At 58.1% G+C, this 12748-nt stretch carries 15 protein-coding genes; all 15 read left to right on the top strand.

The window, feature by feature from the left end:
- Window positions 1-328 precede the first annotated feature (328 nt).
- A complete protein-coding gene (locus tag QCE79_RS37960; protein WP_309853960.1) occupies window positions 329-523 on the top strand; it encodes an HNH endonuclease signature motif containing protein in 195 nt (64 codons plus the stop codon).
- A 105-nt stretch (window positions 524-628) separates the two neighbouring features.
- The gene (locus QCE79_RS37955) at window positions 629-1102 is read left to right on the top strand and encodes a terminase small subunit (RefSeq protein ID WP_309853957.1); all 474 of its coding nucleotides are present in this window, start codon (window positions 629-631) and stop codon (window positions 1100-1102) included.
- 2 nt (window positions 1103-1104) lie between these two features.
- On the top strand, window positions 1105-2817 hold the full coding sequence (locus tag QCE79_RS37950) for a terminase large subunit (protein ID WP_309853954.1): 1713 nt from the start codon (window positions 1105-1107) through the stop codon (window positions 2815-2817).
- Between the two features lie 185 nt (window positions 2818-3002).
- Window positions 3003-4262: a phage portal protein gene (locus QCE79_RS37945; protein ID WP_309853950.1), complete on the top strand. Its 1260-nt coding sequence runs from the start codon at window positions 3003-3005 to the stop codon at window positions 4260-4262.
- 59 nt (window positions 4263-4321) lie between these two features.
- On the top strand, window positions 4322-5230 hold the full coding sequence (locus tag QCE79_RS37940; protein WP_309853947.1) for a S49 family peptidase: 909 nt from the start codon (window positions 4322-4324) through the stop codon (window positions 5228-5230).
- Between the two features lie 81 nt (window positions 5231-5311).
- Entirely contained in the window at window positions 5312-6637 is a 1326-nt protein-coding gene (locus QCE79_RS37935; RefSeq protein WP_309853944.1) for a phage major capsid protein, read from the top strand.
- Window positions 6638-6672: 35 nt separating this feature from the next.
- Window positions 6673-7236 carry a hypothetical protein gene (locus tag QCE79_RS37930; RefSeq protein WP_309853941.1) on the top strand — a complete coding sequence of 188 codons (564 nt, stop codon included), beginning with the start codon at window positions 6673-6675 and terminating at the stop codon, window positions 7234-7236.
- Complete coding sequence (locus tag QCE79_RS37925; protein WP_309853938.1) at window positions 7236-7574, top strand: phage head closure protein; 339 nt, start codon at window positions 7236-7238, stop codon at window positions 7572-7574. Before QCE79_RS37930 ends, QCE79_RS37925 begins: the two co-directional genes overlap by 1 nt.
- Window positions 7549-7905: a DUF3168 domain-containing protein gene (locus tag QCE79_RS37920; RefSeq protein WP_309853935.1), complete on the top strand. Its 357-nt coding sequence runs from the start codon at window positions 7549-7551 to the stop codon at window positions 7903-7905. The genes QCE79_RS37925 and QCE79_RS37920 overlap by 26 nt, the downstream gene beginning before the upstream one ends.
- Before the next feature lie 50 nt (window positions 7906-7955).
- A complete protein-coding gene (locus QCE79_RS37915; RefSeq protein WP_309853932.1) occupies window positions 7956-8453 on the top strand; it encodes a phage tail tube protein in 498 nt (165 codons plus the stop codon).
- 56 nt (window positions 8454-8509) lie between these two features.
- Window positions 8510-8845 (top strand): hypothetical protein, encoded by a 336-nt coding sequence (locus QCE79_RS37910; RefSeq protein WP_250464089.1) that lies wholly within the window; start codon window positions 8510-8512, stop codon window positions 8843-8845.
- Window positions 8846-8865: 20 nt separating this feature from the next.
- Entirely contained in the window at window positions 8866-9234 is a 369-nt protein-coding gene (locus QCE79_RS37905) for a hypothetical protein (protein WP_309853927.1), read from the top strand.
- A complete protein-coding gene (locus tag QCE79_RS37900; protein ID WP_309853924.1) occupies window positions 9227-9727 on the top strand; it encodes an HK97-gp10 family putative phage morphogenesis protein in 501 nt (166 codons plus the stop codon). The genes QCE79_RS37905 and QCE79_RS37900 overlap by 8 nt, the downstream gene beginning before the upstream one ends.
- Window positions 9720-12482 (top strand): phage tail length tape measure family protein, encoded by a 2763-nt coding sequence (locus tag QCE79_RS37895; RefSeq protein WP_309853921.1) that lies wholly within the window; start codon window positions 9720-9722, stop codon window positions 12480-12482. The genes QCE79_RS37900 and QCE79_RS37895 overlap by 8 nt, the downstream gene beginning before the upstream one ends.
- Window positions 12483-12493: 11 nt before the next feature.
- A partial coding sequence (locus tag QCE79_RS37890; protein WP_309853918.1) for a phage tail protein occupies window positions 12494-12748 on the top strand: 255 nt, incomplete at its 3' end.

Genomic DNA, 12748 nt, shown 5'->3' with positions numbered 1-12748 from the left:
CGAAAAGTGTTCAAGAATTATTGAACAAAATAGTTCTACTGCTGATTGAACACTTTCATATAAAATCGGCTCTTAATCGATAGGCTGCATCACTGTCTTCAAAGCCCGCATGGCTCAAACCGTGTGGGCTTTTTGCATTGGTGCGCGTCTTGCGCGATAGCCTCGTTCGAGGCTAGTTCATCCATCTCTGTGTTGCAACCTGCGAATGGCGAGACTGAGGACCCTTAAGCTCCGACTGAGTAACGTGAAGGCCAATAGGCTTTCGTTGTTAAAGGTGAAAGCTGGATCCACGGTGCGCATTCGTGGGCGCAGATGGATGACGACGCGCATGCGCATCGCCGCGCGTGACAGCTTTTGCTGCGCGCAGTGCGGCCGAGCTTGGAACGAGCATATCGATCACGTCGATCATCGTGTACCACTTGAAGCCGGTGGCAGCAACGACGACGCCAATCTGCAGTTGCTCTGCGTTGACTGCCATGCGCGCAAGACGGCGGCGGAGGCTGCGGGGCGGTTTGGACGTTGAGCAAGTGCTTGGGGGGAGGGGGTATCGAAAGTCTGGAGGGTTTGAGGCGCGGACACCGACTGCTCTCTCACGCGCAGAAAATTTCCCCTTTTACGAGAGTTGCTAATGTCCCTAACGAATAAGCAACGGCTGTTCGTAGAGGCGTATCTGGTTGACGGAAAAGGGAAAAATGCCGCAGTCGCAGCCGGATACAGCCAACGTACCGCTAGCATCGAAGCTAATCGGTTGCTAAAGAACCCGCGGGTGTTAGCGGAGATCGAGCGTCGAAAAAAGTTGCTTGATCGTCCCGCGAAGGTCGATGCGAATTTGGCAAGTGTGGCCGCGGCCGCAGGGTTCGACATATCTAAAGCGGTCGCGACGCGCGACGCGCTGGAGTTTTTAATCGCGGTGTTTAATGATCCGATGACCGAGCCGAAATTACGCGTTGATTCGGCGAAAGCGGTTGTTCCGTATCAACACGCGAAAAAGGGCGAGGGCGGGAAGAAAGAGCTGCGTGATGAAGCCGCAAAGAAGGTCGCGAGCAAGTTTGCACCTGCCGCGCCGCCCAAGCTCGTCGCGGCAGGCGGCAAGAAGGTGTAAGTATGGAGTGGACGACAGCCTGTCCCGATTGGGAAGCTCGTTTGATCGACGGGAGGTCGATCATTCCGGCTCCGATTTTTCCTGATGAAGCAGAGCAGGCGCTGGCGATTTTCAAAGAGCTGCGCGTCGTCGATCTGCCGGGCAAACCGACGTTTGGCGAGTGTAGCGAGCAGTGGGTTTTCGACTTTGTCTCTGCTATTTTCGGAGCCTACGACGCGCAGAGCGGTGCGCAGTTAATCCGCGAGTTCTTTCTGCTTATCAGCAAAAAGAACACGAAGTCGACGATCGCTGCCGGGATCATGTTGACGGCCGTTATTCGCTGCTGGCGTGAAGAGGAAGAGCATCTGATCCTGGCGCCCACGAAGGAAGTCGCCGACAACAGCTTCAAACCGGCCGCCGGCATGGTTCGAGCCGATGATGAATTGTCGGCTTTGTTTCACGTGCAAGATCATGTTCGAACCATCACGCATCGCGTGACGCGTGCGTCGTTGAAGGTGGTGGCCGCTGATACGGACACCGTCTCGGGCAAGAAATCTGGACGTATTCTTATCGACGAGCACTGGCTTTTTGGCAAAAAGGCGAACGCTGAGAGCATGTTCATGGAAGCGACGGGTGGTCAGATCTCGCGCGACGAAGGGTGGGTTGTCATCCTGACGACGCAGAGCGACGAGCCGCCGGCGGGCGTCTTTCGCGAAAAGCTGAACTATCACCGCGACGTGCGCGACGGAAAGATCATCGATCGCAAGTCGCTCGGCGTGCTGTACGAGTTTCCTGCAAAGCTGATCGAATCGAAAGGCTATCTGGATCCGGCGAACTTCTACATCACAAACCCGAACGTTGGGCGCTCAGTCAGTGCCGAGTGGCTGGAGGATCAGTTGCGCAAGATCCGCCACAAGACGGATGGCAGCTTCCAGCAATTTGTTGCTAAGCATCTGAACGTCGAGATAGGCCTGAACTTGCGCTCCGATCGATGGGCGGGCGCAGACTTCTGGGAAAACGCTGCGCGCGCGCCTGGCATCACGCTTGAAGAGGTGATCGAGCGAAGCGAGGTGATTGACGTCGGAATTGACGGCGGCGGCCTAGATGACTTACTGGGGCTTGCTGTGATCGGGCGCGAAAGACAAACGCGCAACTGGCTTGTCTGGACGCACGCGTGGGCGCATCCGTCCGTCCTTGATCGTCGAAAGGAGATCGCGCCGCGGCTGCACGATTTCGAGGCTGCGGGTGACTTGACGATGGTCGCGCAGATCGGCGATGACGTGCGAGATGTTGCCGACATCGTTGCCACGATCTATCAGGCCGGCCTGCTCGACAAGGTCGGCGCTGACCCGGCCGGAATAGGCAGCGTGCTTGATGCACTCGCCGAGCTCGGTATTCCCGAAGACAAGGTGATTGGTATCTCACAGGGCTGGAAGCTCTCCGGCGCGATCAAAACCGCGGAGCGGCGCCTCGCTGTTGCGGCAAACACCAGAGTGAGCGCAGATGACGTTGTGCCTGACGGCGTGCTGATGCATGGCGGTCAGCCGTTAATGGCGTGGTGTGTAGGTAACGCGCGCGTCGTACCGGTCGGGAACGCTGTCAATATAACGAAGCAGGCCAGCGGATCAGCAAAGATCGATCCGTTGATGGCGTTGTTTAACGCTGTGACGCTGATGGCACTTAATCCCACAGCGTTGTACGGTGGTTCCGTTTATGACCAAGGGGTAGGCGTTTGAAGATAATCGGAATTGCTGGCTGGGTCGCTGGACTGGTTGGCTTTGGACTGCTTGTTTTCGGTGTCGCGCTTGTTAGTGTGCCAGCGGGATTTATCGTGGCGGGACTGCTCCTTCTGTTCTGGGCATACCTTGCCGACCGTGCCGCGGCTCGCATCGGGCAGGCGACGCAGGCAAAGGAGTAGGTAGTGTTTTTTAGCAAGCATCTATTGCCGAGCGTCGGTGTCTCGCAGACAGGTTTAGGCGGATGGATCTCGTCGCTTCTGGGTAGCGTGCGCTCCGACTCGGGCCAGATCGTTACCAAGCAAAGCGCGCTATCACTCACGGTGCTGCAGGCCTGCGTCACTTTGTTGGCCGAAAGCATTGCGCAGTTGCCGATCGAGCTGTATGAGCGATCTGGCGATGATCGGAAGCCAGCCGTTAATCACCCGTTGTATTCGATACTGAAGTACGAACCGAACTCGTGGCAAACCCCGTTCGAGTACCAAGAGCAGTCGCAGCTTGCCGTCGGACTCTGCGGCAATAGTTATAGCTTTATCGATCGCGATTGCGATGGGGTCGTTCGAGGGCTCTATCCCCTGCCGAGCGAATCGGTGGTAGTTAAGCGCGGTGGGGATCTCAAGCCAGTTTACATTGCCTTTGGCAGGGAGCCGATGCCCCAGCGCCTGATCCATCACGTTCGCTGGATCACGCTCGATAGTTATACAGGGCTGTCCCCAATCTTGCTCCATGCGAATGCGATTGGGCATTCTCAGGCGATACAGCAGTATGCGGGAAGGTCGTTTCTGAATGGCACTGTGCTCTCCGGCGTGATTGAGCGACCGAGTGCAAGCCCGCCCATCAAGGATCAAGCGGGTGTCGATCGCATTACCGACAGCTGGAACGCGAAGTTCGCAGGCTCCGGCAATGCAAAGAAGGTTGCGCTCCTGCAGGAGGGAATGACTTTTAAGCCGCTGTCGATGACTAACGTTGACGCGGCTTTGATCGATGCGTTGCGGCTTTCCGCGCTCGACATCGCGCGGATCTATAAGATTCCGGCGCACATGGTGAACGAACTTGAGCGGGCCACGTTCAGTAACATCGAGCACCAGGAGATTCAGTTTGTGATCTATACCTTGTTGCCATGGGTCAAGCGGCACGAACAGGCGAAAACGCGTGATTTGCTCCTGCCGTCCGAGCGCAAACGGTACTTCATCGAATACAACCTGGCAGGGCTGCTGCGGGGTGACCAGGCGTCGCGGTACGCAGCTTATGCGGTTGGGCGTCAATGGGGCTGGTTGTCAAGCAATGACATCCGGCGCTTGGAGAACATGCCGCCAGTGGATGGCGGCGATACCTATCTGAGCCCGCTCAATATGGTGGACGCATCCAAGCCGCTGCCCATGCCGCCGAGCGAAGCTCAGCCCACTAAAGCCCAAGTTGCAGACGTCGAAAGGATTCTGTTTTGAAGCCACATCTCAGACTCGCGAGCCTGATTTTCAATCAGCCGCAACTCGTTAGTGATCACATGATGTCGCTGGCGGTCCAATGGGCTAATCAGGCCCTGTATCTGAATATCGTGAATTTGAGCGTGCACGGCACGCAGCCGAAAGTCACCGACGACGGAGACTTTGGCGGCAGCGCGCAGATGGCGGCGGCATCCGAGCGCCGACGCACAGTGGTTGCCGATACTGGTCTGGACATCATTCCGGTCGCCGGCATCCTTGTATCGCGCTCCGCGCACATGAACCCGTGTGAGCCGATGACGAGCTATGAAGGACTGCGCGCGTCGCTGAACCAGGCTGTCAGCGATCCCGCGGTCGAGCACATCATTCTTGACATCGACAGCAACGGCGGCAGCGCGACGGGTGCGTTCGAGTTAGCCAACGACATCCGTGCTGCCACGAGAGTGAAGCCGATCACGTCGATCGTCAATTTCTCCGCGTTCTCGGGCGGCTACCTGATCGCGGCGGCCGCGTCGAACGTGATCGTCAGTCAGAGCTCTGGTGTCGGTTCGATCGGCGTAATCGCCAAGCATCTGGACATGTCCAAGCGCGACGAGCAGCAGGGCATCAAGGTTACCTCGGTGTTCGCTGGCGACCGCAAGAACGATCTTACGCCCCACGAGCCATTGAGTGACCAGTCACTCCAGCATCTAACTAGCGTAGTGCAAACAAACTACGCGCAATTCGTCGATGCAATCGCGAACTTCCGAGGCCTCACCACTCAGGCGGTCAAGGACACGCAGGCGGGAATTTTCTTTGGGAAGCAAGGAGTAGAGGCGGCACTGGCCGACAGTATCGAAACGCCTCAGTCTGCTGTGAATCGGATAGCCGCAGAGATACGAGCGTCGCGTGGCGAGCGCAAGGCGAGCACGGCTTCACGGCGAAGCGTTGCCGCGCAGGCCGCTGCGATGAGGATGCGAAGTACCTACTGACATACACGAGTTTCGCACGTCAGCGCGTTCGCGGCTGAACGAGTACTGCCGCCTTCAGGCGGCTTTTTTTGGAGATCGATCTTGAATATCAACGAACTTCGCCGCGAACGCGCGAACATTAACCAGCAGGTCCAAGCGCTTGCGGCGAGCGAAGCGGGAGGCGTTGCGCTGTCTGCCGAGCAACATGTCGAATTTGCTAGTTTGAGTACGAAGTTCAGCGAGATCACCGCACAGATCGAACGGGCAGAGATGGCCGAGCGCATGGCGGCCGCGGCGGCAGTTGCAATCGATCCGACGCCGGCAGCGGTGGCGAGCGGCGGGGCACCGAGCGTTCCGGCGCAGCCGAAGATGCCGGAGGTGAAAGGCGCGAAGGTGGCGCGTATGGTGCGCGCGCTGGCCGCAGCGCGTGGCGACACGCAGTTGGCTTCCAAGTTGGCGCTGGAGCGCGGTTTTGGTGAAGACGTCGCCATGTCGCTAAACACCCTCACCTCGAGTGCGGGTGGCGTCCTGGTGCCGACAAACCTCTCGAGCGAAGTGATCGAGTTGCTGCGTCCGAAGTCGGTTGTTCGCTACCTAGGAGCACGCACGCTGCCGCTGTCGAACGGCAACATTACGATTCCACGCTTAAAGGGCGGTGCTGTAGTCGGCTATATCGGCGCAGACACGGATATCCCGGCCGCACAACCGAAGTTCGACGACTTAAAGCTTACGGCGAAAAAGCTTGCCGCGCTGGTGCCGATCGCAAACGATCTGCTCAAGTATGCGGGCGTGAATCCAAATGTCGACCAGATCGTTGTTAGTGACTTGACCAGTGCTATCGGCTCTCGAGAGGATAAAGCATTCATTCTCGACGACGGAAATTCGAACACACCGAAGGGCCTCCGTCACTGGGCGGTTCAGACAAACAAGATCGCCGCAAGTGACGGGTCGTCCGTGCAGAAAGTCGACATCGACTTGAATAAGGTAATTCTGGCACTCGAGGGTGCGGACGCAAACATGATCACGCCGGGATGGATCATGGCGCCGCGCGTGTTCCGGTTTCTGACGAGCTTGCGCAACGAAACCGGTAATAGGGTCTATCCGGAGCTCGACAAGGGCATGTTGAAGGGTTATCCGGTCGGGCGGACGACGCAAGTTCCGATTATTGGCGATCCTGATGGCAAGCCGGCCGATAAGACCAATGCGTCGGAGGTCTACTTCGCTGACTTCGGCGACCTGTTCATCGGCGAAGAAGATTCGCTTGAGATCGACTACAGCAAGGAGGCCACCTACAAAGATTCGGATGGTCAGGTAGTCAGCGCTTTTCAACGTGACCAGACGTTGATCCGGGTGATCGCCAAGAACGACTTTGGTCCGCGCCACGTCGAATCTATTGCCGTGCTCATCGGCGTACGCTGGGGTTTGTAACAACCCTCGATGAGTTCACTCGCCGGTTAAACTGAATGGCCGCTTTGCTGCTTAAATACTTGGATGCCGAACCACTGACGTTCGAAGATGTCGCTGCGCAATGCCGAATTGACGACGAGGATGAGCGCGATTTCATTGAGCGAACTGTGATCCCAGGCGCGCGGCAGGCGGCGGAAAGTAAGTCGGGCGCTGCGATTCGCCACGCGCGGTACGTCGAGCGTTTTGCTAGCTTCCCGCGAGGCGAAATCCCGTTGTCAACTGGACAGGTCCTAACCGTCGAAAGCGTGCAATCGCGCATTGCTTCGGAAGAGTTGACAACTCTGGATAGCAATACCTATGAGGTTGTGCAGCTGGGTCGTGAGACGCTTCTCGCGCCCAAGGCCAATAGAGCCTGGCCCGATGCCAGTACGGTTTTGATCACCTACCAAGCGGGCATCGACCTGTCGCGCTATCCATCGGTGCGTTCGTGGATGCTTCTGGCGGCCGCATGGGCATATGACCATCGCGAACTGTATGCACGGGGACAAGCCATCGGCGAGATGCCAGGTGGCTATGCCGACGTGCTGCTCGCGCCGATTTGCGTGCCATCGAGATTTTGATGCCGGCAGGAGTGTTCAATCGGACCGTGCGCATCGAGCGCCGTGTACGAGATCCAAATCGTGAATCGATCGCGTGGGAGCTTGTCATTAAGACGCGCGCGTTTGTGATTATGCAAAGCGGCAAGGAGATCATTGCGGCCGATGCGCCCGTCAGCATCACGCGAGCAAGCGTGCGTATTCGGTATAGCCGGATAGCTTGCAAGGCCATCCGGCAGGGCATGTGCTTGACGGTTGATGGCCTCGTCATGCGCATTGAGCAAGTGCAGCCGGATGTTGCTCGGCGCGAGTACATCCAACTTATCTGCGTCACCGATGAGCGCCGGGAAAATCGTTCGTAATGCGCTCGCGCATCTGGCCGACGGGCGCGTGTTCGAAGACGTGGTGGATGACGATGTTCGCCCCCCGTGGATCGTTTATCAGATGGCCGGCGGACGTTTTCCCGTCGGTCTGAGCGGCAAACCTTTGGGCGTAATCCGAGCACGAGTGCAGATTTCCGTGTGGAGTACTACGTCTGAGGGTCGCGCGAAACTGATGCATCAAGTCGTCTCGGCGATCGTCAACCCTACGGTTGGCGCGGTGCCTCTAGGCGCACCTGAGGATGTCTTTGAACACGAGACCCGCCTCTTTGGAAGTCATCTTGATGTGAGTATCTGGGGCAAGTTTTATTAGAACGTGATGCAGGACCGCCGCGGCGATTTTTGAATAACGGAGTAAAGGCAATGGCAGAGAAAACCACGCCGGAAGATATTTTTCGCGCAGATAACGACTCAAATAAACAGCAGTCGACCGCAGTTCCATCGCAAGGCACCACGCTGGCGTATAAGGACGCAAGCGATGACAACGCTTCGTTTGCCGAAGTAGCAAATTTCACAGACATCTCAAGCTTCACGGGTTCGGCAAACCTGGTTGACGTTACGCGTTTGAATAGCACCGGTCGAGAGAAGAAGCGCGGTATGCAGGATTGGGGGCAAGTGACGCTCGCGCTTCACGTGAATATGACCGAGAAGTCGCATCAGGCATTGTTCAACGCAAGGAAAAACGGAACGCTGCTTGAGTTTAAGCTCACTTTGTCGGAGGGAACGGAAATCAAGTTTAATGCGCATGTGAAGGATTTCCCGATCGCGGCGAAGGTCGATCAGATGCTGACCAGCTCCGTCAACCTGGAGGTGAGCGGCGAGATCGAGATTACGTTCGGTAAAAAGCCGAATTTACGGTAAGGCTCTATCTAACGTCAGTTTATCTCATTCGCAGAACCAATCTAAAGAGGCATGACATGCAACGAGAACAAATTTTATCGGCTCTTCAGCCCAATATCGTCGATGAGAACGTCGTGGCGCTCGGAGGTGAGCGAGTACGCTTTCGCGAGCTCACGGGCGCGGCGCGCGACGCGCTTTACGACAGCGTTAAAGATCGCGCTGGAAACAGCGCATTTGAAGCGACGCTGATCGCCGCCACCGTGGTTGATGAAGGAGGTGAGCCGCTGTTCAGCGGAGACGACATTGAAGCGCTTCGTGCGGGGCGCAAGCCGCTCCTCGAAGAACTCGCGCAGATCGCGATGCGGCTGAACGGTCTCGGTAACCGCGCCCAGGAGGAAGCCACAAAAAACTGAAAGCCAGCCCGCAGAAACTGATGTGGATGCGCATTGCCATGATATTGGGCATGTCGGTGCGGCGCGCCAAGCTCGAGGTGTTCAGTGCCGAATATTCGGATTGGGTGGCGCTGTTCGAACTCGAACCATGGGGCGGCCACATTGAAGATCTGCGGGCCGGCACACTTATGAGTCTGTTGTACAACATCCATCGTGGCAAGGAAGCACCGCTCGCGTCGGCGGCGGAGTTTACGCCTTGGTCTGGTTGGAGCCGCGAGCATTCAAAGCCTAGTGGGCGCAGCGCCGAGGAGATTGTGGCCGACACGTTTGGTGTCAATCTGGACGCAGCCAAACGCTCTGGCGCAAAGCGCCTCGTCGTGCGCAACGGGGAGGTGCTCGAGGGTGAGTAAAAACTATCGTGTTGAGAATCTTGAGACGTTGACTGAGATGTTCGCTAAGCTCGATGACGCGGTAAGTGAAAGCACGCTCCGCCAGGCGGCGGTGTGCGGCGCTCGCGTGATTCAAGAAGAAGCGAAACGGCGCGCGCCAGTAGGCGATCGCATCGGCAAGCGTTTCGGCCGACCCCATTCGCCTGGATTCCTGCGAGACCATCTTCTTATTGCATACGATCAAGAGGAATCAGTGCCCGGCAAGCTTGCCTCCTACATCGTCACCTGGAGCGCGGACGCCTTTTATGGGCGTTTTGTGGAACTGGGCAAGCGAAACGCAGTGCCGTTGACGAAGCGCACAGTCGCGCGCGGCATTCACGACATCGAGTTTGGTAGTTCGCGAACGCCTGCGCAGCCGTTCATGCGTCCCGCGTTCGACGCCAAGAAGTCAGAGGCAGCTCGAAAGATGGCTGAGGTCGTTGAGCAGAAGTTGAAGGAGGCAGGCTGTGGCTAATGAGGTCGTCACTCGTATCAGCGCCGATGCGTCTGGTTTCGAAGCAGGCATGGAGCGAGTGAAACGCGCGAGCAAGGGTTTCGTCGCTGATCAACAAGCAAGCGCGCGAACCTTCGAGGCTTGTCAGAAAGACATGGCCGTGAGCAGCTCGGTGGTTGCGCGTGCGTTAGAAGAGGCGGCCAGTAACGGCGCTGCGGCGAGCGTGCGTCAGGTCAACGCTGCGGTGAAGGGCTTTCAAAAGGTGGCCGAGACCGCGGGCAAGACGCGTTTCGATTTAATGCGATTGAAGGCAGCAAACCTTGGCATTGCTGCGTCTGCGGAGCCATTGATTGCGAAGGCTGAAGCTGCCTCGCGCGCCATGCATCATCTGGGAGCCGGGTCGGCCGCCGCTCGGCGCGAGTTGTTTGTGCTTGGACACGAAGCCATGCAAGGCACTTGGAAGAATTTCATGGGCTCGCTCATGGTGCTCGGCGAGCGCATCGATGTCTTGCCGATGCTGTGTGGGCCGGCTGGCATCGCCTTAGGCGCCCTGGGTGCAAGCGCGTACGTTGCCTATCATGCCATTCACGCACTGAGCGAGCAGCAAGAGAAGCTCGATCATGCGATGGTTCTTTCTGGCAACTATGCAGCGCTTACCCAGGGCAAGTTACTGGTCTACTCCGACACCCTCTCGGGTCGTGTAGGTGTTTCGACGAACGACGCGCGCCAGGCGTTGATGAGTCTCGCGCAATCCGGGCGCGTCGCTGCGGCAGATCTCTTGCAAGTTGCCGAGGGTGTGGCGGCCTATGCAAAGGTCTCGGGGCACTCGACAGAGGACGTAGTGCGTCAATTCGAGCAGTCGTATGGACATGCTGCTCAAGCCGCGCGGAATTGGGCTGACACGCACCACGACCTGAGCCGGGCGCAGATCGAGCAGATCCGTACAGTCGAACAATCCGGCGACAAAGCGGGCGCATGGGCGCAGTTCGTACAAGCGGCGAGCCAACGCGCGCGAGAAGCCGTCGTGTCCGACAACAAGGCAATGACGGATAGCTACGAGACGCTTGGCCAACGGTGGGAGCGTTTTTGGCGGGGCGTCACAGGCAAGGGAGATGAGCTCGCGAAGTTGCAGGATGCGATTGCTTCCCAGCGAGGCATGCTGTATGACGCCGACGCTAATCCGTTCGGGACGAACACGGAGGCGATCGAAAGGGAGATCGCGGCGCTTGAGCGCCGCAAGCATGCTCTGCTTGACCAAGCATCTAAAGCAGACTCGCACAAGAAGAGTGTCGACACGTTTGCATCCATGATGGCGCATCACGACGAAGAGATGAAGTCAGTGCGCTCGTGGAAGGAAAAGCTTGACGATGCGAACGCCAGCGCACGCGCAGCCAAAGATGCGATCCTGGGCGTCGCCAGAGCGGCCGGCAAGAGTCATCAGGAGCTTCGCGAGCTTGGGGCACGGCTCGATGCAGATCTGAAGAAGACGATTGCTCACAATGAGTCGCTCTACCATGCGCCAAAGGCCCAGGTCCGGGCGTCGCACACAGATGATGCCGCAAGGCGTTATCTCGACCGGCTTCGTGAGCAGGCTGCTGCGCTTCGGGCGCAGATGTCGACGACCGACAAGCTTAGCGACGCGCAAAAGGAGCTGGCGCGATTCAACGAGAAGATGGCCGCATTAAAGACGCACGCCGCGAATAGGGAAGAACAAAGTCTCGGGCACGCCCAATCAGCGATTCGATTACAGCTCGAGCGGAATATCGGCATGGAGAAAGAATTGAAGCTGCGCGAGGCGACAGCGAAGATCGCCGTGCAGGCGCTGCATGCGCGTGAGAGCCTGCGCGAGTACGGTGAGGAGCAAGCTGGCCGTTACGCGCGCGCGCTCATCGGGCGCGACGCGGATCCATTGCGCCGAGACGAGCAAGCTGATCTGAACGAAATCACGCGCAAGCACCAACGCGAGCTTGATGAGTTGCGAATGAGCGCAAGCTCAGAGGTATTAAACAGCGATGGGTATAGACGAGCGGTGGCTGATGTTCAAGCGAGTCTCGTCGAATCGATCGCGAACCATGACCGGTATTACGCGGAGCTCAGGAGTCGCCAAACCGATTGGCTCGAAGGTGCAAGCCGCGGCATGGCGGAGTTCTTCAAGGACACGCAAGCTCACGCGGAAACTGCACGCCACGCGGTGGTCAACGTCATGAGCCGGATGGAAGACGCGGTGACGAAGTTCGTGACAACGGGCAAGCTCGGTGTGAGAGAGTTTGTCGCCAGTGCGCTCGCCGATCTCTCGAAGCTTGCATTGCACCAGGCAATGGGTGGAATTATTGCAAGTCTCATAGATCGGTCACCGACCACAGGGGTGATTGCGCAGCTTCTGAAGCTACTGCCCCACCGCGCACAGGGCGGATCCATCTCCGGGCCGGGTACGGGCACAAGCGACAGCATTCCTGCGATGTTGTCCGACGGAGAGTACGTGGTGAACGCCGCCTCGGCACGTCAGCATCATGCGCTGCTCGAGGCAATCAATTCCAATCACTTGGCGCATTTCTCCTCGGGCGGCCTCGCGGGTGGGTCGAGCGCGGTCGCGGCACGATCGGAGGGCGCACAGGTTCACCTGGCTGTTCACCATCATGGAGGCTCGAGTCTAAGCGATCACGACCTTCGCGCGCTGCAGGAATGGGTGGGGGTGTTCTTCGACCAGAAGCTTGCGCGCAAGATGGGCGGCCAGGGCGGAGTCGGTTATTTGATGTCGCAGGGGTTGCTCGCGTGAGAGTCTCAGCTATGCATCGCACCTTTACCTGGTCACCTTCTGTTGATGCGGAGGGAACCACGCACTTTCGAGTGCGCACGGTGCAGTTCGGCGACGGCTACAGCCAGGCGGTGGCCGACGGCATGCGTAACGTCACGGAGTCGTGGCCGCTTCGGTTTGTTGGTGACGGGCAAGAAATCGGCGCAATCCGCGCGTTTCTTGATGCCACGCGCGGTACCGAAGCCTTTTACTGGACACCGCCATTACGCACGCGCGGTCTGTTCCGA

The sequence above is a fragment of the Caballeronia sp. LZ003 genome (assembly GCF_031451465.1).
Lineage (GTDB): Bacteria > Pseudomonadota > Gammaproteobacteria > Burkholderiales > Burkholderiaceae > Caballeronia.
This window is presented reverse-complemented; position numbering and strand designations above follow the sequence as displayed.

Excerpts from the sequence above, each read along its gene's own strand:
- QCE79_RS37960 (WP_309853960.1), top strand. The coding sequence starts at position 329 with ATGCGCATCGCCGCGCGTGACAGCTTTTGCTGCGCGCAGTGCGGCCGA.
- QCE79_RS37910 (WP_250464089.1), top strand. The coding sequence starts at position 8,510 with ATGCAACGAGAACAAATTTTATCGGCTCTTCAGCCCAATATCGTCGAT.
- QCE79_RS37925 (WP_309853938.1), top strand. The coding sequence starts at position 7,236 with ATGCCGGCAGGAGTGTTCAATCGGACCGTGCGCATCGAGCGCCGTGTA.
- QCE79_RS37905 (WP_309853927.1), top strand. The coding sequence starts at position 8,866 with ATGTGGATGCGCATTGCCATGATATTGGGCATGTCGGTGCGGCGCGCC.
- QCE79_RS37930 (WP_309853941.1), top strand. The coding sequence starts at position 6,673 with ATGGCCGCTTTGCTGCTTAAATACTTGGATGCCGAACCACTGACGTTC.
- QCE79_RS37920 (WP_309853935.1), top strand. The coding sequence starts at position 7,549 with ATGAGCGCCGGGAAAATCGTTCGTAATGCGCTCGCGCATCTGGCCGAC.
- QCE79_RS37955 (WP_309853957.1), top strand. The coding sequence starts at position 629 with ATGTCCCTAACGAATAAGCAACGGCTGTTCGTAGAGGCGTATCTGGTT.
- QCE79_RS37950 (WP_309853954.1), top strand. The coding sequence starts at position 1,105 with ATGGAGTGGACGACAGCCTGTCCCGATTGGGAAGCTCGTTTGATCGAC.
- QCE79_RS37940 (WP_309853947.1), top strand. The coding sequence starts at position 4,322 with ATGATGTCGCTGGCGGTCCAATGGGCTAATCAGGCCCTGTATCTGAAT.
- QCE79_RS37915 (WP_309853932.1), top strand. The coding sequence starts at position 7,956 with ATGGCAGAGAAAACCACGCCGGAAGATATTTTTCGCGCAGATAACGAC.